20 protein-coding genes are annotated in these 21,069 nt (G+C 73.6%); 12 read left to right on the plus strand and 8 right to left on the minus strand.

Features of this window, described 5'->3' with window-relative positions:
• Positions 1-150: 150 nt before the first annotated feature.
• Both OG617_RS14750 and OG617_RS14755 read left to right on the plus strand, forming a co-directional pair.
• Positions 151-630: a SigE family RNA polymerase sigma factor gene (locus tag OG617_RS14750; protein ID WP_405102193.1), complete on the plus strand. Its 480-nt coding sequence runs from the start codon at positions 151-153 to the stop codon at positions 628-630.
• A 2-nt stretch (positions 631-632) separates the two neighbouring features.
• Entirely contained in the window at positions 633-1,703 is a 1,071-nt protein-coding gene (locus tag OG617_RS14755) for an LCP family protein (RefSeq protein ID WP_405102195.1), read from the plus strand.
• Between the two features lie 65 nt (positions 1,704-1,768).
• On the opposite strand, the gene OG617_RS14760 is transcribed toward OG617_RS14755, so the two are convergent.
• Positions 1,769-1,981, minus strand: a complete 213-nt coding sequence (locus tag OG617_RS14760) for a hypothetical protein (protein WP_396676525.1) — start codon at positions 1,979-1,981, stop codon at positions 1,769-1,771.
• Between the two features lie 133 nt (positions 1,982-2,114).
• Here OG617_RS14760 and OG617_RS14765 point away from each other — a divergent pair, with 133 nt between their 5' ends.
• Positions 2,115-2,498, plus strand: a complete 384-nt coding sequence (locus OG617_RS14765) for a phage holin family protein (protein WP_396676524.1) — start codon at positions 2,115-2,117, stop codon at positions 2,496-2,498.
• Positions 2,499-2,677: 179 nt separating this feature from the next.
• A complete protein-coding gene (fbaA, locus tag OG617_RS14770; RefSeq protein WP_405102198.1) occupies positions 2,678-3,700 on the plus strand; it encodes a class II fructose-bisphosphate aldolase in 1,023 nt (340 codons plus the stop codon).
• Positions 3,701-3,760: 60 nt separating this feature from the next.
• Here the strand turns inward: fbaA and OG617_RS14775 are convergent, their stop codons facing one another.
• The gene (locus OG617_RS14775) at positions 3,761-4,969 is read right to left on the minus strand and encodes an LOG family protein (RefSeq protein WP_405102200.1); all 1,209 of its coding nucleotides are present in this window, start codon (positions 4,967-4,969) and stop codon (positions 3,761-3,763) included.
• 315 nt (positions 4,970-5,284) lie between these two features.
• Between OG617_RS14775 and OG617_RS14780 the strand changes: the two genes are divergently transcribed.
• Positions 5,285-5,713 carry a DUF3151 domain-containing protein gene (locus OG617_RS14780; RefSeq protein ID WP_161688860.1) on the plus strand — a complete coding sequence of 143 codons (429 nt, stop codon included), beginning with the start codon at positions 5,285-5,287 and terminating at the stop codon, positions 5,711-5,713.
• 58 nt (positions 5,714-5,771) lie between these two features.
• Here OG617_RS14780 and OG617_RS14785 read toward each other — a convergent pair whose 3' ends face one another.
• Entirely contained in the window at positions 5,772-7,733 is a 1,962-nt protein-coding gene (locus OG617_RS14785) for a chromosome partitioning protein (RefSeq protein ID WP_405103712.1), read from the minus strand.
• A gap of 654 nt (positions 7,734-8,387) precedes the next feature.
• Positions 8,388-9,386 carry a hypothetical protein gene (locus tag OG617_RS14790; protein ID WP_405102202.1) on the minus strand — a complete coding sequence of 333 codons (999 nt, stop codon included), beginning with the start codon at positions 9,384-9,386 and terminating at the stop codon, positions 8,388-8,390.
• A gap of 122 nt (positions 9,387-9,508) precedes the next feature.
• Between OG617_RS14790 and OG617_RS14795 the strand changes: the two genes are divergently transcribed.
• The 5 genes from OG617_RS14795 to OG617_RS14815 all read left to right on the plus strand — a co-directional run bounded on the left by OG617_RS14795 (position 9,509) and on the right by OG617_RS14815 (position 15,109).
• Entirely contained in the window at positions 9,509-10,798 is a 1,290-nt protein-coding gene (locus tag OG617_RS14795) for an adenylosuccinate synthase (protein ID WP_405102204.1), read from the plus strand.
• A 173-nt stretch (positions 10,799-10,971) separates the two neighbouring features.
• Positions 10,972-11,889 carry a type IV toxin-antitoxin system AbiEi family antitoxin domain-containing protein gene (locus tag OG617_RS14800; RefSeq protein ID WP_405102206.1) on the plus strand — a complete coding sequence of 306 codons (918 nt, stop codon included), beginning with the start codon at positions 10,972-10,974 and terminating at the stop codon, positions 11,887-11,889.
• A 551-nt stretch (positions 11,890-12,440) separates the two neighbouring features.
• Entirely contained in the window at positions 12,441-13,691 is a 1,251-nt protein-coding gene (purD, locus tag OG617_RS14805; RefSeq protein WP_405102208.1) for a phosphoribosylamine--glycine ligase, read from the plus strand.
• A gap of 58 nt (positions 13,692-13,749) precedes the next feature.
• Positions 13,750-14,268 (plus strand): SigE family RNA polymerase sigma factor, encoded by a 519-nt coding sequence (locus OG617_RS14810; RefSeq protein WP_405102210.1) that lies wholly within the window; start codon positions 13,750-13,752, stop codon positions 14,266-14,268.
• Positions 14,261-15,109: a hypothetical protein gene (locus tag OG617_RS14815; protein WP_405102212.1), complete on the plus strand. Its 849-nt coding sequence runs from the start codon at positions 14,261-14,263 to the stop codon at positions 15,107-15,109. Before OG617_RS14810 ends, OG617_RS14815 begins: the two co-directional genes overlap by 8 nt.
• Positions 15,110-15,173: 64 nt before the next feature.
• On the opposite strand, the gene OG617_RS14820 is transcribed toward OG617_RS14815, so the two are convergent.
• The 4 genes from OG617_RS14820 to OG617_RS14835 all read right to left on the minus strand — a co-directional run bounded on the left by OG617_RS14820 (position 15,174) and on the right by OG617_RS14835 (position 20,027).
• Positions 15,174-16,433, minus strand: a complete 1,260-nt coding sequence (locus tag OG617_RS14820; protein WP_405102214.1) for a serine hydrolase domain-containing protein — start codon at positions 16,431-16,433, stop codon at positions 15,174-15,176.
• A 154-nt stretch (positions 16,434-16,587) separates the two neighbouring features.
• Positions 16,588-18,150, minus strand: a complete 1,563-nt coding sequence (locus tag OG617_RS14825) for an AMP-binding protein (RefSeq protein ID WP_405102216.1) — start codon at positions 18,148-18,150, stop codon at positions 16,588-16,590.
• A 208-nt stretch (positions 18,151-18,358) separates the two neighbouring features.
• Positions 18,359-19,573, minus strand: a complete 1,215-nt coding sequence (locus OG617_RS14830) for an acyl-CoA dehydrogenase family protein (protein WP_405102218.1) — start codon at positions 19,571-19,573, stop codon at positions 18,359-18,361.
• 1 nt (position 19,574) lies between these two features.
• On the minus strand, positions 19,575-20,027 hold the full coding sequence (locus OG617_RS14835) for an SCP2 sterol-binding domain-containing protein (protein ID WP_396676511.1): 453 nt from the start codon (positions 20,025-20,027) through the stop codon (positions 19,575-19,577).
• Positions 20,028-20,099: 72 nt separating this feature from the next.
• Here OG617_RS14835 and OG617_RS14840 point away from each other — a divergent pair, with 72 nt between their 5' ends.
• Complete coding sequence (locus tag OG617_RS14840; RefSeq protein WP_396676510.1) at positions 20,100-20,738, plus strand: TetR/AcrR family transcriptional regulator; 639 nt, start codon at positions 20,100-20,102, stop codon at positions 20,736-20,738.
• A gap of 40 nt (positions 20,739-20,778) precedes the next feature.
• A complete protein-coding gene (locus OG617_RS14845) occupies positions 20,779-21,030 on the plus strand; it encodes a hypothetical protein (protein ID WP_405102220.1) in 252 nt (83 codons plus the stop codon).
• Positions 21,031-21,069 lie beyond the last annotated feature (39 nt).

The raw sequence follows: 21,069 nt of genomic DNA on the forward strand, positions 1-21,069 counted from the left end.
GCCGGTTGGGCCCGGTGGCAAGCGGGTCCGGCGCGGCACCCTCACCCGGTACGGCGGATCGAAGATCTGATGAGCCGAACGGTTGGCCACCTCTGCCGCAACGTTCCGCAGGCCCGGTCCCGTCATCAGAACAGGACACCGGGAGGTGCAGTGACGTACGAGGAGTTCGCCGATTCGTGGCTGACGGCCCTGTTGCGGTACGCGGTCATGCTGACCGGCGACCCGCACCAGGCGCAGGACCTGGTGCAGGAGACCATGGTGCGGGCCCAGCTGAACTGGCGGCGGGTGGCCCGGGCCGACTCCCCGGAGCGTTACGTGCGCCGGATGCTCACCAACCAGTACGTCGACTGGCGGCGCGGCTCGTGGGTGCGCCGGGTGCTGCTGCGCGCCGAGACCGACGACGGCGTTCCGGTCTCCACCGACCACGCGCAGAACGCGGTGGACCGGGACCAGGTCTGGACCTGGATGGCCCGCCTGCCGCGCAGACAGCGCGCCACCCTGGTGCTGCGCTACTACGAGGACCTGCCCGACGCGGAGATCGCCGAGATCCTCGGCTGCGCGGTCGGCACCGTTCGTTCGTCCATCTCCCGCGCCCTGGCCACTCTCCGGGCCGAATACGTGGAGGCCTGATCATGATCGAGGACGACCTGCAGGCCGCTTTCGAGCGGCACGAGTCGCTGACCCCGCCGACCGGTCCGCTGCGTGCGGCCATCGACCGGATCGCCGCCATCCGTCGGCGTCGCCGCCGGCGCACCGCGCTCGGCGGGGCGACCCTGGCCCTGCTGGCGGTCACCGGGCTCGGCTCGGCCCAGCTCGTCACCCCGGCCAAGGCCCCGGAGCGGGCCGAACTTCTCGCTGGCCCGACCGGCGGTGCGCCCGCCGGGGCGATGAACCTGCTGCTTCTCGGCGTGGACTCCTGGAGCGGCCCGCAGCCGCCGCTGGCCGATTCGGTGCTGCTGGTGCACGTGCCGGCCGATCGCAGCCGGCTCTACCTGCTCTCGATCCCGCGCGACCTCAAGGTAGCCGTCCCGGACCACGGCATCGACAAGATCAACGCCGCCTTCGCTTTCGGCAGCCACCGGGAGGGGCGGCAGCCCGATCTCGGCGCGGGCTACCACCTCACCTCGCAGGCCGTCCGCCAGTTGACCGGGGTACGCGTCGACGCGGGCGCGGTGCTGACCTATCCCGTGCTGCGGAAGGTCACCGACGCGGTGGGCGGGGTGGAGCTCTGCCTGCCGACCGAGGTGCGCTCGTTCCACACCGGCCGGACGTACCCGGCCGGCTGCCAGCGCCTCGGCGGCGCCGCCTCCGTGGACGTGCTCCGGCAGCGGCGCACCCTTGCCAACGACTCCCAGGACCGGGACCGCAACGCCCAACGATTCGCCGCCGCACTGGTGCGCCGGGTCGACGAGCGGGGCGTACTGCACGACCCGGTGCGGCTGTCCCGGCTGGCCGCCGGCATCGGGCCCGACCTCGCCCTCGGCTCGGCCAGCGGTTCGCTGCTGGATCTGCTGGCCCTCGTACCCCAGTTGAAGTCCGCCGAGGTGGTGGGCCTCAACCTACCGGTGGTGCTGGGCGACGCGCCGACCCACAGCTATGAGCCGGATCCGGTAGGTGCCCCGGAACTGCTCGCCGCGCTGCGTGGGGACCGCCTCGCGGCGTGGGTCGCGGCGCACCCCGACCGGGTCACCGCGCTGCGCTGACGCCTGCGGCGAGGGGCGGCGCGGTAACCCGGTCGGGGCCCGTCGCTGCCGCCCGTCGATCGGGGTCAGCGGTAGTCGTCCTCGTCGGGGGCGACCACCCGGGCCTGCTCGATGGCGTCCCAGTCGTCGATCTCCAGGCCCCGGCTCGGCTCCTGCTCGCCGTCGGCCGGGTCGGTCGAGGTGGCCTGCTCCACGGCGTCGGCCGGGGACGCCTCCGGGTCCCGCTCCTCCGGAGCGAGGTGGTCGCTCGGAGCGAAGTCCTCGTCGGGCTGACCCATCGTCCCTCCCTGATTCCGGTGGAAACCTACCCACACCGTACGGGCTGACCCGGGTGTGCGCTCGGAGCCGAGGAGAAAGCCGAGTCGGCGGAATCGGCCCTCCGGGCCCGGCCTGCGGTGCCAGGATGGTGTCGTGGGCTTCCTGATCCGACTGGCGATCACGGCGATCGCGTTGTGGATCACCACCCTGATCGTGCCCGGCGTCGAAGTGGGCGGGCGGTACGGCGGCAACACAGCGCTCACCCTCGTGGTGGTGGCGCTGATCTTCGGCGTGGTCAATGCCGTGCTGAAGCCGGTGATCAAGGTGGTGGGCTGCGTCTTCTACCTGTTGACCCTGGGGCTGTTCGCGCTGGTGGTCAACGCGCTGCTGTTCCTGCTGACCGACTGGATCGCCCGCCAGTTGGACCTGCCGTTCCGGGTGGACGGTTTCTGGGCCGCCTTCTGGGGGGCCATCGTGATGGCCGTGGTGAGCTGGCTGATCAGCGTCGCCGTGCCGGACCGGTGGGAGGCCCGGTGAGGTGTCGCAGGGGGTGCCCGGCGCCCCGGTCACCGGCCCACGCCTCGGGCGGGTCAAGGGTCGGTTACGCCCGTGGTCGCCCTCTACGGGATACTTCCGGCGGAGGACAGCGCGGTCCGGCGCACCCATGGAAGACAGCGGCCAGTACGGCCGACAGCGGTAAGTAAGGAGCGTTCGATATGCCCATCGCTTCCCCCGAGGCCTACGCGGAGATGCTGGACCGCGCCAAGGCGGGCCGGTACGCGTACCCCGCGATCAACGTGACCTCCTCGCAGACGCTGAACGCGGCCCTGAAGGGCTTCGCCGACGCGGAGAGCGACGGCATCATCCAGGTCTCCACCGGTGGCGCGGAGTACCTGTCCGGCCCGTCCGTGAAGGACATGGTCACCGGTGCCGTGGCGTTCGCCGCGTACGCCCACGAGGTCGCCAAGAAGTACCCGGTCAACATCGCGCTGCACACCGACCACTGCCCGAAGGACAAGCTGGACAAGTTCGTCCGGCCCCTGATGCAGATCTCCAAGGAGCGGGTCGCCGCCGGCCAGGAGCCGCTGTTCCAGTCGCACATGTGGGACGGCTCGGCCGTGCCGGTGGCGGAGAACCTGGAGATCGCGTCCGAGCTGCTGGACCGGGCCGCCGAGGCCAAGATCGTCCTGGAGATCGAGGTCGGCGTCGTCGGTGGCGAGGAGGACGGCGTCGAGAACGCCATCAACGACAAGCTCTACACCACTGTCGAGGACGGCCTGGCCATGGTCGAGGCCCTCGGCCTGGGCGAGAAGGGCCGCTACATGGCGGCGCTGACCTTCGGCAACGTACACGGCGTCTACAAGCCGGGCAACGTCAAGCTCCGCCCGGAGATCCTCAACCAGATCCAGCAGGCCGTCGGCGCCAAGTACGGCAAGGACAAGCCGCTCAGCCTGGTCTTCCACGGCGGCTCCGGCTCGCTGCTGGAGGAGATCCGCGAGGCGCTGGACTACGGCGTGGTGAAGATGAACATCGACACCGACACCCAGTACGCCTTCACCCGGCCCGTCGCCGACCACATGCTCCGCAACTACGACGGCGTGCTGAAGGTCGACGGCGAGGTCGGCAACAAGAAGCTGTACGACCCGCGGGCCTGGGGCAAGCTCGCCGAGGCCGGGCTCTCCGCCCGCGTCGTCGAGGCCTGCGAGCACCTGCGCTCCACCGGCACCAGGATGAAGTAACACCCACCCGTACGACACGACGGCCGGCACCCGGGAGGGGCCGGCCGTCGTCGTCACGGGTCAGCCGGCGGTCAGCACCTGGACCGCCTCCCGCACGTCGTCCGTGAGGTGCACGGTGCCGGAGAGGTCACCGAACGGCGAGGCGGTCAGCAGCGGGCGCAGCAGCGCCTCGACCGGCAGCTCCGTCGTCCAGTAGTTCCGGTCCAGGAAGACGTACGCGCCGCTCGATCCGTCCGTGCCGTAGTACGTCTTCGTCGCCGCCTGGAACACCTCCTGCACCGTGCCGGCCCGGCCGGGCGCGAAGACGATCCCGCCCCGGGCCAGGCGCAGGATGGTGTCCTCCCGGATGGCGTTGGAGAAGTACTTGGCGATCCGGCCGGCGAACAGGTTCGCCGGCTCGTGCCCGTACAACCAGGTGGGGATGGCGAGCCCGCCGGCCCGCGCCCAGTCCAGGTCGGTGCCCCGCTGCCGCGGCACGGCCGGTGGTGCCCCGTACCGGGCCCGGACCTCCAGCGCGGCGGCGGTGTAGCGCTCGTGGTCGGTGAAGTCCGGCGCGGTCGTCAGCAGGTCGATCGCCGCGGTCAACTCCTCGGCCGGCCGGCTCGACAGGTACGCGCCCAGGTTGGCCGCCTCCATCACGCCGGGCCCGCCGCCGGTCACCACCAGCCGGTCGGCCCGGGCCAGCTCCCAGCCCAGCACCGCCGCCATCCGGTACGGCACGCTGCCCCGCCGGACGGCGTGCCCGCCCATCACACCGACCACCGACTGCGGGCCGTGTGTGGCCAGCCAGGCGCGGGTGGCATCGACCAGCGCGTTGTCCACGCCGTGATCGTGGAGCCGCTGGCCGAGCGCCTCCTTGACCTCGGGCAGCGCGCCGCCGTGCGCCCGGAAGTGCGCGTACACCCGGGTGTCGTACATGTTCGCGAAGCCACCCTCGGCGAAGCCGGCGGCCAGTTCGTCGGGGGTGTAGAGGTGCGACGGCTGGGTCGGGTACGGCAGCCCGGAGAAAGGCGGCACCACGTTCGCACCGCGCCGGACCAGGTCGGCGCCCACCTCGCGGGAGGCGAAGCGGCAGCCGACGAAGAGGGTGCCGGTCACCTCCGTCCCGGTGAGGTCGGGGACCGGGTCGAGGTCCAGGCGCAGGCCCTGGACGGTCAGCCCGGCCAGGGTGCCGGTGGTCAACCGCTGTTCGAAGGTGCTGCGGGTCTCGATCTCGGTGGCGCTGGTGTCGTGCGGGGAGATGACGTCCGCGGGAGGTGGGGTCGGCACCAGCCCATCCTGCCCACCCGGGGCAACCCGCCAAACCCGCCCGCCGGGGCGACCCGCCGACCCGCCGATCCGCCGACCCGGCGGTGCGCCGGCCTTCGGACGACAGGAACCCGGTGGCGAGGCCACCGGGCTCCTGCGTGACCGGTTCCTGGGGAGGCTCCGGACCAATAGTTGTAGTGGAGAACAGCTCCAGGCGGCATGGGCCGCAGGTCCCCCGGCGTGGGGCCGCAGGCGTGATCAATGCCTCAACCGTTCAGCCAACCGGGTCTGCCGACCCCCTCGCGCGGCGTAGAGCGAAGCGGGTTGAATGGGACGATGCAGAACCTGTTGCCTGAGCCGCCGGCCACCCTCCTGCCGGTCCACGACGAGGCCGACGCCACGCTCGCCGCCGCCACCGAGGCCGGCACCGACGAGGCGTACGCCGAGGTCGCGGCCCGTTTCCCGACCTACAGTGCCGGCTGGGCCGCGCTCGCGGGCCGCGCCCTGGCCGCCGGCCAGGTCGTTACGGCGTACGCGTACGCCCGGACCGGGTACCACCGGGGCCTGGACCAGCTGCGCCGCAGCGGCTGGAAGGGGCACGGCCCGGTGCCCTGGTCGCACGCGCCGAACCAGGGCTTCCTGCGCTGCCTGTACGTGCTTTCTCGAGCGGCCGGCGAGATCGGCGAGGCCGACGAGGCGGCCCGCTGCGCCCAGTTCCTGCGCGACTGCGACCCCGCTGCCGGGGACGCCCTGGCCGGCGCCTGATCCCTGCGAGCCGTCGCGACGGCCGACCCGGCACCTGCCGGATCGGCCGTCGCGCTACTCAGAGCCCCTCGGCGACCGATGCGGCGATCTTCAGCCAGGCGTCCCGGGTGGCCGAGGAGAGCCCTCCGTACCGGATCGGTTCGCCGGTGTCGATCAACCGCTCGTACGGGGCCAGCAGCACCGCCCGGGTCCGGGCCGCGAAGTGTTCCTGGATGGCCGGCAGGTCGATCTCCTTGCGCGACGGCGGCATGGACACCACCGTCACCGCCTGCCGGACCAGCCGCTGCCGGCCGCTCTGCTCCAGGTGGTCGAGCATCCGGGCGGCGGTCTCCGCCGAGTCGTTGCGCGCCGACATGGTCACCACGAGCTGGTCGGTGGCGTCCATCGCGGCCTGCCAGTTCTGCGCCCGGACGTTGTTGCCGGTGTCCACGAAGATCAGCTTGTAGAACCGGCTGACCACCTCCCGGATCTCGGCGAACGCCGACGCGGTGAGCATCTCCCCACCGGTGGCCGACTCGTCCGAGGCGAGCACGTCGAACATTCCCTCGCCCTGCGAGCGGACGTACTGCGACAGGTCGCCGACCCGCCCGTGGGCACCCTGGAACTGGCCCAGGTCGCGCAGCATGTCGCGCACCGTGCGGGAGTGGAAGTCCTGCTGGGCGCGCATCCCGAGGGTGCCCTGGGTCTCGTTGTTGTCCCAGGCCAGCACGTACCCGCCGCGCTTCTGCCCGAACGTCATGGCGAGCAGCAGGATCGCCACGGTCTTGCCCGCGCCGCCCTTCGGGTTGACCACGGTCACCTGGCGCAGCCCGCCGAAGTTGCGGCGCACCATCTCGATGTCGTGGCGCAACTCCTGCTCGTGCCGCCCCGGCGGGAGCTTGATCAGCCCCGTCTTGTTCACCACGGCCCGTACGCCCATCGTGGCCACCGGGTCGGCCGGGCGGACCTGCCGGCGGCGGGCGAAGTCCTCGGCGGTCGGCGCGGTCCCGAGGTCGGGCGTCCAGACCACGTCCGGGTAGCCGGGCGGCACCCGGGTCACCCCGTCCGCCTCCTGGTACGGCGGGTGCGTCGCCGGGGCCGCCGGCTGCTGGCCGTGCTGCGGCCAGCCTGGGGGATACCAACTCGGCTGTCCCGCGGCGAGGGACCCCGGGCCGGGCTGCTGTCCCGGCCCCCACCCCATTGGCGGGCCCGTCACGGCCGCCGGCCCCCCGGCGGCGTACGGGTCGGCCGCCGGGGGACCGGCCACGTACGAGTCGGCCGGCGTGCCGCCCGTGGCGGGCGGATAGGGGGTCGGGGGCAGCGGCCCGGGCGGATTCATCACCGGTGGGAACGGCCCCGGCGGGTGCACTGCGGTCCCCGCCGGACCGGGGGCCGTACTCAGGCTGGCGTGCGGCTCCGTCCCGCCCGGCTCCGTGCCACCGGGCAGCCCGCCCGGCCAGCCGTCCGCAGCCGCCCCGTCCGCAGCCGCCCCGTCCGGACCCGGGCCCTCCTGCTCCGGACCGCTTGTGCCGGGACGCCTCGGTGGCAGGGCCCACGGGGACTCGGCTGTCCCCCGCACTCCGCCGTTCGATCCCGGCACCGATCCGCCGGCCGTTCCGTTCCGCCCGCCGTCGCTCCCGGCAGCCCCGCTCACGCCCTGTCCGCCGCTCGCGGTCGGGTCGGTCACGGCCGTCGGGCCGGTCACCTCGGGGGCGGCAGGGCCGACCGTCGGAGGGCCGACCGTCGGAGGGCCGACCGTCGGAGGGCCGACCGTCGGAGGGCCGGGCGTCGGGGGCACGGGCGTCGGGGGCACGGGCGCCGGCGGTGTCGACGGGTCGGGCGGCCCGGCCGAGTCCACCGGCCGACGGGCCGGGATCGGGGCCGGGTGCGCGGTGGCCGCCTGGTCCAGGGTGAAGGGCAGGTGCAGATCCACCGAACCGGGTGCCGGCTGCCCGACCCGGGGGGCCGGCACGCCGCCCACGGACGGCGGCGCCCAAGCGGTCTCCGACGGCACCGGCGCCCATCCGTCCGGTCCGTCCACCGGCCATTCGCCGGGCCCCGGCGCGCTCCGCCCGTGGCCGTGGCCCTGGCCGACCTCGGCCTGCCCGCCCTGCGGCCCGGCGGTGGCCGGGTACCCGCCCTGCGGTCCGGGCTCGGGGTACCCGCCCTGCGGTCCGGCGGTGGCTGGGTACCCGCCCTGCGGCGCGACGGCGGGAGGGTACGCGTCCCGCTGCCCCGCCCCGGGGCGCGCGGCCGGCGAGGCGGCCAACGACGGGTATGCGCTCTGCGCGTCAGGCCCCGGCCCGGGGACCGGTGAAAGGGGTGTCGCCTGCTCGGGTGTCGGCTGGTGGGGCGGCGCACCCACGGCCCACTCCGGGCCGGAGCCGGTCGGCCCGGGATCGGTCGGGTCCGGCGGCCAGAGCGGTTCGATGTCCCGCTCCGGAGCCGGCTGCTGGCCGGGTACGTGGACCCGGTCGGCGTTGTCGTCCACGACGGTTCCTCCCCATTCCTCCTGCCGAGGATAGGCCCCGGGGCCGAGCCGCCGGCCATCGATGCGGATCTCCGCCGGTCCGCGCCCCGGAGTCCCTCCCTCCGACACCCCCAGCGTGCCGGCTGATCGTCCAGCCCGCAGCCCTACTCGGCACGGTGGCCGTACCCGGGGCGGGTGTTGCCGGTGGAACGCCGCAGGGGCTCTTCAGGCAGTCCAGACCGCCCAGGCACCCGGCTCGGTCCACCACGACCGCTTCCGGCTCAGCTCCCCCTCGACCCCGTCGTCGAGGTAGGGCACCCGCTCGTCGCGCGGGATGACGGCCACCGCGCGCCCCCGCGCCCGGCGTACCTCGAACCGCACCCGCTTCCTGCCCAACGCCGAGCGGGTCACCACGGGAACGGCCACCGCGACCTCGACCACGCCGTCCGTCGGGTCTCCGGCGGTGAGCAGGGGAAGGCCGTCGAGCTGGGCGTATCCGCCCGCGTTGCCGATGGCGCAGGCCAGGATGGGGTCGTCGCCCGCCGAGAGCACGGCGTCGTCGACCTCGATCCGGCCCCGCCAGTGCAGCGGCCGGCCGGCGTCGTCGGCGGCGCCGAGCAGCGCGCCGTCCAGCGTCACCGAGCCGCCGTCGTTGCGCAGCAGGTCGAGCCGGCGGGGGGTGCCGTCCAGGATCGCGGCGGCCACGGCCGCCGGGTCGCGCGGCAGGCCGAGCTGCGCCGCCAGGTCACGCTGCCCGCCGCCCCGGGCCGGATCGAGCGGGAGTACGCCTACCGGCGGCAGATCCGGCACCGTACGGTTCCCGGGCAGGTCGGCGGGGCGGCGGCTGGGCGGTGGGGCGTACCGCCGGACGAGCCGGCGCACGACGGCCCGCAACTGGCTGTCTCTGGCCGTGGCGACGACCAGCCGGGTCTTCGAGTCGGGATCCGGCCAGGTGAGCCCGTCGGGGCGGGGTGGGCCGTCGAGCCGCGCCAGCACCTCGTCGATCTCTGCGTCCGAGCGGGCGGTGATGGTCTCCACCCGGGCGCCTCGGGCGGTCAGCGCGTCCGCGCAGGCCAGCACCGGCACGCGGGGGGTCTCGCACCGTTCCTCGGCCCGCTCGGGGGCGTCCCCGGTGGTGCCGCCGCAGCAGGCTCCGTCACTGCCGCAGCCCCCACCGGGAGCGTCACGCTCCGAGCCGAGGGTGAGCAGCACCACGTCGTACACGAAAGATTCTCCTGACTCTCGACGAACCCCTGCCGGACCCGCCGTGACCTCTTGTTAGCCTGACACCCCGGGCTCGCCGACCGGTCGCCACCTGGCACCCGAGCCTTCTGGAGGCGGAAAAGATGCCAGCGATCGTGCTCCTCGGTGCTCAATGGGGCGATGAGGGCAAGGGCAAGGTTACCGACCTGCTGGGTGAGCGGGTCGACTACGTAGTGCGCTACTCCGGCGGCAACAACGCCGGCCACACGGTGATCACCCCTGACGGGCAGAAGTACGCGCTGCACCTGATGCCGTCCGGCGCGCTCTCACCGAGCGCGATGATCATCATCGGCAACGGTGTGGTGGTCGACCCGAAGGTGCTGCTGACCGAGATCGACGGCCTCGCCGAGCGTGGGGTGGACGTGTCCCGGCTGCGGATCTCCGGCGACGCGCACCTGATCATGCCGCACCACCGGGCCCTGGACCTGGTGGTGGAGCGCTACCTCGGCAGCTCCCGGATCGGCACCACCGGCCGGGGCATCGGCCCGGCGTACGGGGACAAGGTCGCCCGGATGGGCATCCGGCTCCAGGATCTGCTCGACCCGGGCATCCTGCGCAAGAAGCTGGAACTCGCGCTGCGCGAGAAGAACCAGATCCTGTTCAAGGTGTACAACCGCAAGGCGATCGACGTCGAGGCGACTGTCGAGGAGTACCTGGAGTACGCCGAGCGGCTCAAGCCGTACATCGCCGAGACCCGGGTGATGCTCTGGGACGCGCTCGACCGGGGCGAGACGGTCCTGCTGGAGGGCGCCCAGGCCACCATGCTCGACATGGACCACGGCACGTATCCTTTCGTGACCTCGTCGAACCCGACGGCGGGCGGGGCGTGCGTGGGCGCCGGCATCCCGCCGACCGCGATCAACAAGGTCATCGCGGTGAGCAAGGCGTACACCACCCGGGTGGGCTCCGGCCCGTTCCCGACCGAGTTGTTCGACGACAACGGCCAGCACCTGCGCAAGGTCGGCCACGAGTACGGCACGACGACCGGCCGGGAGCGCCGGTGCGGCTGGTTCGACGCCGTCGTCGCCCGGTACTCCTGCCGCCTCAACGGTGTCACGGACCTGGTCGTCACCAAGCTGGACGTGCTGACCGGCCTGCCCAAGGTGCCGATCTGCGTCGGGTACGAGATCAACGGCGAGCGCTTCGACGACATGCCGATGACGCAGACCGAGTTCCACCACGCGACTCCGATCTACGAGGAGCTCGACGGCTGGTGGGAGGACATCACCAAGGCGAGGACCGAGGCCGAACTCCCGGAGAACGCGAGACGCTACATCGCCCGCATCGAGGAGATCTGCGGCACCCGCGTCAGCGTGGTGGGCGTAGGCCCCGGCCGCGAAGAAAACGTAACCCGCCACCCCCTCCTCCCCTAACCCCCACCCCACCGCCCCACCCAGCCCTGCTGCGTTGATCAAGAGGTTTGCGTCACGATTGCGCCCGCAGCTGACGCAAACCTCTTGATCAACGCCTAGATTCCTCGGGTTATCCACAGGGTTGTCCACAGGGGTGGAGGTGTTTGCGGGTTCGGGGTGAGGGTGGGGCGGTGATGCCGCTCGAACTCATCAGGCAGGTCGCCGCCGGGCAGGACGGGATGGTCACCACAGCCCAGGCGCTGGCGGCCGGACTCAGCAGGGACCAGATCCGGCACCTCTGGCGCTCCGGCCGGTGGACGCGGCTGGCGCGTGGTTGCTTCGCGCCGTACGGGGAGCTCGGCCCGGTGGCCAGCCGGGCTCGTATCCGGGCGGCGGTGGCGAGCCTGGGGCCGGGAGCCTTCGCGGTCCTCGACACGGCGTTGGAGCTGCACGGCATCGCCGGCCTGCGCCGAAGCCCTGCCGTCCACGTCTCCGTGCCGGTGGACCAGCCCCGACCGCAGCGGCCCGGCGATCCCTCGCTCGTGGTCCACCAACTGACCATGGCCGCCGGTGACGTCGTCAGCGTGGCCGGCATTCCCGTGACAACTCCACTGCGTACGGTAACGGACGTGATCCTTCGGCAGGACCGGTACCCGGCCGTGTCCGTGCTTGATTCGGCTCTGAACGCTGGGCTTGTCACGGCGGAGGACCTGGCGATGGTGCCGACGCTCCTTCGAGGGCGCCGGGGCGCCGTGGCCGCCCGGGGGCATCTCGGCGAGGCGGACGGCCGGGCGCAGTCGCCGTTGGAGACCCGGTCGCGGCTCAGGTGCAGCGATGGCGGGGTCCCTCCGGACGAGCTGCAACTCGAGGTCCGTGACGAGGACGGCCACCTTCTCGGCATCGGCGACCTGGGCTGGCGCGCCGCGCGGCTGATCGCCGAGGCCGACGGCGGCGGCCTGCACGGCGCGCCGGATGCACTGTTCGCCGATCGCCGCCGGCAGAACCGTCTGGTCAACGCGGGCTGGCGAATCCTCCGCTTCACCTGGGCCGACACTCTCCGCCCGGACTACATCCCGTGGACAGTCCGCCAGGCAATGTCCTCCCACCCCTAACCCACCCCACCCCCACCCCGCCCCTCCCCACGCCCCCACGCCCCCACGCCCCCACGCCCCCACGCCCCCACGCCCCACGCCCCCACGCCCCCACGCCCCACGCCCCCACGCCCCCACGCCCCCACGCCCCCACGCCCCCACGCCCCCACGCCCCACGCCCCCACGCCCCCACGCCCCCACGCCCCCACGCCCCCACGCCCCCACGCCCCCACGCCCCCACGCCCCCACGCCCCCACGCCCCACGCCCCCACGCCCCACGCCCCCACGCCCCCACGCCCCCACGCCCCCACGCCCCCACGCCCCCACGCCCCCACGCCCCCACGCCCCACGCCCCCACGCCCCCACGCCCCCACGCCCCCACGCCCCCACGCCCCCACGCCCCCACGCCCCCACGCCCCCACCTCGCCCCGGTGATCAAGAGGTTTGCGTCAACTTTGACCTCTGATCTGACAGAAACCTCTTGATCAACGTGGCGAGGTGGGGGTGGGAGGGGGCGAGGCGGGGGGAGGGGAGGGGGAGGGGGAGGGGAGGGGTGGGTAGGGTTCGTTGGCGTGCGCGTACTTCTTTTGGGTGGTGGGGGGCGGGAGCATGGGCTCGCGCTCGGGCTCGCTGCGGACCCGTCCGTCGAGGTTCTGATCGCGGCACCCGGTAACCCGGGGATTGCCGGGGTGGCCGAGCTGCGGGCGGTGGACGTAGCCGACCCCGCCGCCGTCGCCGCGCTGGCCGTGGAGACCGGCGTCGACCTGGTGGTGATCGGTCCCGAGGGGCCGCTGGTCGCCGGGGTCGCCGACGCCGTGCGCGCCAAGGGCATCGCCGCGTTCGGGCCGTCCGCCGAGGCCGCCCAGTTGGAGGGCTCGAAGACGTTCGCCAAGGACGTGATGACCGCCGCCGGCGTGCCGACCGCCCGGGCGTACACCTGCACCGACGGGGCGTCCACCGCCGCAGCGCTGGACGAGTTCGGCCCGCCGTACGTGGTGAAGAACGACGGGCTGGCCGCCGGCAAGGGGGTCGTCGTCACCGACGACCGGGCCGCCGCGCTGCGACACGCACAGGAGTGCGGCCGGGTCGTCGTCGAGGAGTACCTGGCCGGCCCCGAGGTCTCCCTCTTCGTGGTCACCGACGGCGAGGCGGCGGTGCCGCTGCTGCCCGCGCAGGACTTCAAGCGGGTCGGCGACGGCGACTCCGGCCCGAACACCGGCGGCATGGGGGCGTACGCGCCGCTGCCCTGGGCACCGTCCGGCCTGGTCGACGAGGTGATGGCCGACGTCGTCCACCCGACTCTGGCGGAGATGCGCCGCCGGGGCACCCCGTTCGCCGGCCTGCTCTACGTGGGCCTGGCGATGACCGCCGACGGGCACAGGGTGATCGAGTTCAACGCCCGCTTCGGCGACCCGGAGACCCAGGTCGTCCTCGCCCTGCTGGAGACCCCGCTCGGCGGCCTGTTGCACGCGGCGTCGACCGGCACGCTGGCCACGCACCCGCCGCTGCGCTGGCGTGACGGCGCGGCGGTGACGGTGGTGGTGGCCGCCGACAACTACCCGGGCACCCCGCGCACCGGCGACGTGATCACCGGCGCCGACCGTCCGGGCGTGATCCACGCGGGCACCGCCCGCCGGGCCGCCGACGGCGCGTTGCTCTCCGCGGGCGGCCGGGTCCTCTGCGGTACGGCCACCGGCCCCACCCTCGCCGCCGCGCGGGACGCCGCGTACGCGCTGGTCGGCGGCATCGGGTTGGCCGGCTCGCACCACCGCACCGACATCGCCGCCGCGGCGGTCGACGGCCGGATCACAATTCCCCGCTGACCAGGCAACCCCCGTCCCCCTCACCTCCGTTTGACCGGTGAGGTGAGGGGGTGGCGGATTGCCTGCCGACATCGAGGGCTACCGCGAGTACGTCGCGTCGCGGCTGAATCCGCTGCGTCGTACGGCGTACCTGCTCTGCGGCGACTGGCACATGGCGGACGACCTGGTGTCGATGGCGCTGGTCCGGCTGTTGCGGCACTGGCGACGGGTGTCCGCGATGGACAACCCGGACGCGTACGCCCGGCGCGTCCTGCTGCGGGTCTGGCTGGACGAGCGCCGCCGGCCGTGGCGGCGGGAGGCAGCCTGGGCGGACGTGCCGGACGGCGCAGTGCGGTCGGCGACCGACGGGGCCGCGGACCGGCTGACCATTCTCGCCCTGCTGGCCGAGCTGCCGGCCCGACGGCGGGCCGTCCTGGTGCTGCGCTACTTCTGCGACCTCTCGGTCGAGGAGACGGCCCGGGAACTGGGCTGCACCACCGGAACCGTGAAGAGTCAGGCCGCGCGGGCCATCGAGGCGCTGCGGGGCCGCCTCGTCGGCGTGCCGGCCACCCACGAGGGGGTACGCGCCGATGGATGAGATCACGTCCCAACTGCATGCCGCCGCGGCTGACCCGCCGGCGACCCGGATCGACGTGGAGCACCTGATCAGCGCCGAGCGGCGGCGTCGCCGGCACCGGTCTTGGGCATGGAGCGGCATCGGCGTCGCGGCTGCCGTCGCCGCGGTGGCAGTGGTGCCGGCGCTGGCGGCCGGAGGCCCGCCCCACGCGATCACCCTGCCGGTGCTCAGCCTGCCCACCGGGGCCCCTTCGGCCCCCGTGCCAATGTGTGCCGGGGTGACCCCGCAGACCAGCGGGCCCCTGCCGCCCCTGCAGTCGCACGACACGGTCCGTGCCCGGCCGACGGAGGCACCCGGGGCCGGGGTCGCCCGACTGACCGGGGCGCTCCGGGACGCGCTGCCGGCCCTACTGCCCAACGGGGTGCGGATCGACCCGGCGCTGAAGGGCTGCTCCGAACCGCAGTTCCAGTACCACCCCCGCTACCGGGAGTACATGCTGGACGGGACGGTCCGGCGGGGCGAGGAGTCCGGTGCCTTCCTGCTCCGGGTGATGCCGACGGCCACGGACGAGGCCGCGCCCGACTGCCGACATGCGCCCGAGCCGGACGACTGCGAGGTCGTCAACTACCCGGACGGTTCGGCCGCAGTGGTCAGCAGCATGGTCGCGGGGCCGGGTCAGCGGCAGCTGCGGGTGGTGCTGCTGCGGCCGGACGGCACCTCGGTGCTCACCGTCACCAACAACTCCCGGTTTGAGCCGGTCGGCAACCAGATGCGGCCCTCGAAGACTGCCGAAGAGCCCCTGCTCACCGTGGAACAGCTTGCCGCGATCGCCCGGGCACCCGGCCTGACCCTGTATCCGTGATCCGTGATCCGTGATCCGTGATCCGTGGGTCGGCCGGGGCCGTCGGACGATCGGCGGGCGTGGGTCAGGCCATGCCGAGGGCGGCGCCGATGACAGCCTGGGCGGTGGCGCTCAGCTCCTCGCCCTTGGCGTTCGTCGCGGTGATCGAGTACTCCACCCGGAACCGGCCGTCCCGGGTCGATGCCACGGCGGTCAGGTAGCCGAACCGGGAGCCGGTCTTGGCCCAGAGGGTCTCGCCGTTCGGCAGCGACATGGCGGTCAGCCCGGCGCTGTACCGGGCCGGCCCGCCCTCGACGTCGTCCACCTGCGGGAGGGTGAACATCTCGGTGAGCTGAGGCTCCGGCACCACCCGGCCGGTGAACAGCGCCGTGATGAAGGTGTCCAGGTCGGCGAGGCTGGAGATGACGTTCCCGGAGGCCGGGGTGAAGGTCTGGCTCCAGGTGGTCGCGTCCACCAGCTCGGTCGCCCCGCCGCGGACCACCGCCTGGTAGCCGTGCGCGTGCGGGCCGCGGATGCGCGGGTCGTCGCCCGGCGCGTACGTGTCCCGCAGGCCGAGCGGCCGGGCGATCCGCCGGTCCAGCTCCGCCTCGTACGAGTGGCCGGTGACCTTCTCGACCAGCAGGCCGGCGACGATGTAGCCCATGTTGGTGTAGTGCTGCTTCTCGCCGGGGGAGAACTCGCGCGGGTTGTCCAGCCCGAGCCGGATGATCTGCTCGGGGGTCCAGCGGTCGTACCGGTGGGCGAGCTGCCACTCGATGTCGCTCGGCACGTTCGGGCTGGGGATGCCGCTGGTGTGGTTGAGCAGCTGGCGGACGGTCACGGTCGGGTAGTCGGCGGGCAGCAGGCCGGGCAGGTATCCCTGCACCGGTCCGTTCAGGTCGACCCGCCCCTCGGCGGCGAGCTGGAGCACCAGGGCGGCGGTGAAGACCTTGGTTGCGCTGCCCACCCGGAACCGCGCGTGCGGCGGCACCGGGGCCTGGGCGCGCAGGTCCCGTACGCCGTTGGTGCCCGTCCAGCAGCCCTCCGGGGTGGTGATCCGCACCTGGGCGCTGGTCGCGTCGGCGCTGGGTAGGCCGGCGATGGCCGCCCAGAGGGGGCCGGGGTCGAGGGTACCGGGCCGGCAGTCGGCGCCGCCCCGGCCGAGCGCCGCCGTCCCGGCTCCCACGGAGCCGGCAGCCACGGAGCCGGCAGCCACGGCGACGGAGCCGGGGGCGGAGGCGTCGGTGGTGCGGGGGGCGGCGGCGACCGCGCCGGGGGCGGTGACGGCCAGCAGGGCGCCGAGCGCCGTGGCGACGAGGACGGTCCGGCGATTCGTGATCTTCATGCTGTCGAGCCTGCCCGCCGGGCGATCCCGGGGCATCCGGGAGAGTCCCCCGGCGCACCCCGGTCGTCGGCTCGGGTGAGTCCCTGGTGTGCCCGGTCGACGGCCGGGGGAGAGCCCCTCAGCCGTGCTGGTGGCGCGGCCGGGGGAGAGCCCGTCAGCCGTAGTAGCGGCGTAGCTCGCGGCTGAGTACCTTGCCGGTGGCGTTGCGCGGCAGGTACTTCACGAAGACCACGTCCCGGGGCACGGAGAACCGGGCCAGGTAGTGCCGGACGTACTCGCGGACCGCCTCCGGGTCCAGCGTCTCACCGGGGTGCAGGGCGAGGAACGCGGCCAGTCGCTGGCCGTACTCCGGGTCCGGCACGCCGATGACGGCAGCCTCCCGGACCTGGGGGAGCCGGGCGATCAGGTCCTCCACCTCGGACGGGAAGACGTTCTCCCCGCCGGAGACGATCATGTCGTCGGCTCGCCCGTCGACGAAGAGGAGTCCCTCGGCGTCGACCCGGCCGAGGTCGCCGGTGTCCAGCAGCCCGTCCCGGCTCTCCCGTCCCGCCCCCGAGGTGTAGCCCTCGAACAGCATCTCGTTGCCCACGAAGATCCGGCCGACCCGGCCGTCGAGGACCGGTCGACCCTCCTCGTCGAGGATCCGCAGCCGGGTGCCGTACGGTGGCCGGCCGGCGGTGGTGGGGGCCCGTCGCAGGTCGGCGGGGCCCGCGATGGACGCCCAGGAGACCTCGGTGGAGCCGTACAGGTTGTAGAGGACGTCGCCGTAGGCGTCCATGAACTTCGTGGCCAGCCCGCCGGGCAGCGCGGAACCGCTGACCGCGACCACCTTCAGCGGCGGCCTCCGGTTGGGCGGGGGCACCTCCATCAGCCGCTGCACCATCACCGGCACCGCGAACATGGCGTCGCAGCGCTGCGCCGCCAGCGCGTCCAGCGTGGCGGCCGGGTCGAAGCGGCGGTGCAGCACGATGGTCGCCCGCAGGGCGAAGCAGACCTGGAGGGCGGCGTACCCCCAGGTGTGGAACAGCGGTGCGGCGATCAGCACGGTGTGCCGGACGTGCAGCGGGATGCGGTCGATGATGGACACCAGCGGGCCGAAGCCGTGCGGGGTGGGCCGGCGGGCCCCCTTGGGCGCGCCGGTGGTGCCGGAGGTGAGCACGATGGTCCGGCCGTCGCGCGGCGGCGGCCGGAGGTCGCCGGGCTGCGCCCCCGCGACCAACGCCTCCTGCCGGGCCTCGTCGACCCGGTGCAGCTCGGCGGGGAGGCCGGGGAGCCGGTCGGCGAACTCGGCGTCGTGCACCAGGACCTTGAGCGCCTGCTCCTCGGCGACGGTGGCGAGCTGCGCGGCGGAGAGCCCGGAGTTGACCAGCACCGCGTCCGCGCCGAGCAGGGTGGTGGCAACCATGGCCTCGATCATCCCGGGGTGGTTGCGGCAGAGCAGCCCGATCCGGTCCCCGGCCTGGACGCCGAGCACGCCGCGCAGCGACTTCGCCAGCCGCTCGGCCCGGTCCAGCAGGTCCCGGTACGTCAGCTCGGCGCCCAGCTCGTCGACGACGGCGGTGCGGCCCGGGTCCCGGGCGGCTGCCTGGCGCAGCTCGCCGGCGAGGCTCCAACCCCACCTGCGCAGCGCGCCGAGCTGGGAGGCGATTCGGATCGGCCGGCCCGGGGTGAGTAGGCCCCGTCGGGTCAGCGTGGCGACGACGAACGGCAGGTCCATGCGCGGCCTCCTTCGGAGGTGCGGGGCCCCGCCTGGGGCTCCTCGCCGGGCGTGTCTGGTCGGTCCTGTGCCGCCGGTGTTTCCGGGGGGCCGGCCACGCCCTGCTCGCGGGCCCTCCGTTACCGGTCTCCACCGTGCCGGTGCCCTCGGTGACGAGGGGCCGGCGCGGTGGTCGCGCGTGGTGGTGCGAGGGTGCTCTGTCGGTGGGTCAGCGGATGTGCACGCCGGAGATGGCCCGGGAGATGACCAGCCGCTGGATCTCCGAGGTGCCCTCGAAGATGGTGTAGATCTTCGCGTCCCGGTACCAGCGCTCGACCGGGTGGTCCCGCAGGAAGCCGGCCCCGCCGAGCAGCTGGACCGCCTTCTCGGTGACCGACACGGCCACCTCGCCGGCCTTGAGCTTGGACATCGAGCCCTCGCCGGCGGTGAACGGGCGGTTGTTGCGGCCCATCCAGGAGGCCCGCCAGACCAGCAGCCGGGCCGCGTCGATCTCCATCCTCATGTCGGCCAGCGCGAACGCGACGGCCTGGTTCTCGATGATCGGCCGGCCGAACTGGACCCGGTCCTTCGCGTAGTCGAGGGCGTACTCGTAGGCGGCCCGGGCCACGCCGAGCGCCTGCGCGCCGACGGTGGGCCGGGACAGCTCGAAGGTGCGCATCGCGGCCTGGCCGGAGGCGCGCTGGCCGGAGCGGGCCCGGTCGAGCCGTTCCAGCAGGGCCTCCCGCCCGCCGAGCAGGCAGCGGCCCGGCACCCGGACGTCGTCGAGGAAGACGTCCGCCGTGTGCGAGGCGCGCAGCCCGAGCTTGCGCAGCTTCCGGGTGGCGCTCAACCCGGCGGTGCCCGGCGGTACGACGAACGCGGCCTGGCCGCGCGAGCCGAGTTCCGGGTCGATCGAGGCGGTGACGACGTGCACCCCGGCGATCCCGCCGTTGGTGGCGTACGCCTTCTGCCCGCGCAGCACCCACTCGTCGGTGGCCTCGTCGTAGACGGCCCGGGTGCGCATCGCGCTGACGTCGGAGCCGGCCTCCGGCTCGGTGGTGCAGAACGCCGCGACGGCGGGTGAGTCGACGTCGCCGAAGCACTGCGGGACCCACTCGACGAGCTGGTCGGGGGTGCCCGCGCCGTAGATGGCGGCCACCGCGAGGGAGGTGCCGAAGATGCCCAGGCCGATGCCGGCGTCGCCCCAGAAGAGCTCCTCGCTGGCGATCGGGAGGGACAGGCCGGTGGGGTCGGCCCAGCAGGTGGCGAGGAACTCGAAGCCGTACAGGCCGACCTTCGCCGCCTCCTGGATGACGGGCCAGGGGGTCTCCTCCCGGGCGTCCCACTCGGCGGCGGCCGGGCGCACGACCTCGGCGGCGAAGCCGTGCACCCAGTCCCGCAGGTCCCGCTGTTCCTCGTTCAGGTCGAGCGAGAACTCGGCCATGTCAGGCCTTGGGGATGTCGAACAGGTTGGCGATGTTGGCGGCCAGGCCCAGGTCGCCCTTGGCCTTCAGCTTGCCCGTCATGAACAGCATGACCGGGTTGGCCCCGCCGGAGACGATCTTCAGGAACTCGACCGGGCCCATGGTGAGGCTCAGCTTCGGGTCGTGCTGCGGGGTCTCGTTGACCGCGCAGGCGCCGTCGGCGATGGCGATCTCGTACGTGTCGGTGCCACCGTCGGGGCGGCCGGTGATGTTCCAGTGGATCACCGCGTTGGTGGCGCCGGCCCGGTCGGCGCGGAACAGCGAGGGCATCCGGCCGAAGACCTCGCTCAGGACCTTGCCGCGCAGGTCGCCGGACATCACCTCGGCGATCTTGTCGTCGGGGGTGGACTTGACCAGCTGGGCGAACTCCTTCGGGCCGTAGTTGGCGAAGTTGGCCGGGTCGAAGTCGGTCATGGGAGATGCACCTCTCGGGCGGCGAATGGTTACTCAAGCGTAACCTTACGCATGAGTAGGTATGCTCGCAAGGTGTCCAGCACCCCCACCTTCAAGCGCCTGCCCCGGGCCGTACGCGAGCAGCAGATGCTCGACGCGGCCGTCCGGGTCTTCTCCCGGCGCGGCTTCCACGCGGCCAGCATGGACGAGATCGCCGAGGCCGCCGGCATCTCCAAGCCCATGGTCTACGCATACCTCGGCACGAAGGAGGAGCTCTTCGTCGCCTGCCTGCACCGCGAGGGCACCCGGATGATGGAGGCCATTGCCGGGGCCGCCGTCCCGGACCTGGACGCCGACGAGCGGCTCTGGCGCGGGCTGCGGGCGTTCTTCGGCTTCGTCGGGGCGCACCGGGACGGCTGGGCGGTGCTCTACCGGCAGGCCCGGGGCTCGCAGCCGTTCGCCGGGGAGCTGGCCGCCATGCGGGCCAGGCTCGTCGAGGTGGTCGCCGGGATGCTCGACCACGCGCTGCGCGCCCGGGGGCGCGAGGTGAGCGGCACCGACCTGGAGGTCGTCGCGTACGCCCTGGTCGGCGCGAGCGAGTCGCTGGCCGACTGGCTCGCCGACCATCCCGGGGCCGATCCGGAGAAGACCGCCACCCGGATGATGAACGTCGCCTGGCTCGGCGCCGACCAGCTCCTGCGCGGCAGCACCTGGCGTCCGCCGCAGCAGTAGCCCGGCGGGACCGTCGGCGGGCCGGGCGAGGACGGGCGGCGTGTTCGACGGACTCGACGATATCGACCGGCCCCGGCCCGGCCACGCCTACGGCTCGGCCGGCGATGTGCCCGGCCAGCTCCGCGCCCTGCGCTCGCCCGACCCGAAGGCGGGGAAGACCGCCCTCGGCGACCGGTTCGCCGACATCTTCCACCAGGGCGCCCGCTACGAGGCGTCGGCGTACGCGGTGCCGTTCCTGCTGGAGCTGGCCGGCGGTCTGGCCGCGCCGGACCCGGACTCGTTTTATCAATGACCTCCTTCAATGTACCGGGACCGTCGCGCCCGGTATCGT

Source organism: Micromonospora sp. NBC_01412 (assembly GCF_045040215.1).
GTDB classification, from domain to species: Bacteria; Actinomycetota; Actinomycetes; order Mycobacteriales; family Micromonosporaceae; genus Micromonospora; species Micromonospora rubida.

Bases quoted from the DNA above. Each gene is read 5' to 3' on its own strand.
- OG617_RS14755 (WP_405102195.1), top strand. From the start codon at position 633: ATGATCGAGGACGACCTGCAGGCCGCTTTCGAGCGGCACGAGTCGCTG.
- OG617_RS14795 (WP_405102204.1), top strand. From the start codon at position 9,509: ATGCCAGCGATCGTGCTCCTCGGTGCTCAATGGGGCGATGAGGGCAAG.
- OG617_RS14820 (WP_405102214.1), bottom strand. From the start codon at position 16,433: ATGAAGATCACGAATCGCCGGACCGTCCTCGTCGCCACGGCGCTCGGC.
- OG617_RS14835 (WP_396676511.1), bottom strand. From the start codon at position 20,027: ATGACCGACTTCGACCCGGCCAACTTCGCCAACTACGGCCCGAAGGAG.
- OG617_RS14800 (WP_405102206.1), top strand. From the start codon at position 10,972: ATGCCGCTCGAACTCATCAGGCAGGTCGCCGCCGGGCAGGACGGGATG.
- OG617_RS14815 (WP_405102212.1), top strand. From the start codon at position 14,261: ATGGATGAGATCACGTCCCAACTGCATGCCGCCGCGGCTGACCCGCCG.
- OG617_RS14825 (WP_405102216.1), bottom strand. From the start codon at position 18,150: ATGGACCTGCCGTTCGTCGTCGCCACGCTGACCCGACGGGGCCTACTC.
- OG617_RS14760 (WP_396676525.1), bottom strand. From the start codon at position 1,981: ATGGGTCAGCCCGACGAGGACTTCGCTCCGAGCGACCACCTCGCTCCG.
- OG617_RS14780 (WP_161688860.1), top strand. From the start codon at position 5,285: ATGCAGAACCTGTTGCCTGAGCCGCCGGCCACCCTCCTGCCGGTCCAC.
- fbaA (WP_405102198.1), top strand. From the start codon at position 2,678: ATGCCCATCGCTTCCCCCGAGGCCTACGCGGAGATGCTGGACCGCGCC.
- OG617_RS14830 (WP_405102218.1), bottom strand. From the start codon at position 19,573: ATGGCCGAGTTCTCGCTCGACCTGAACGAGGAACAGCGGGACCTGCGG.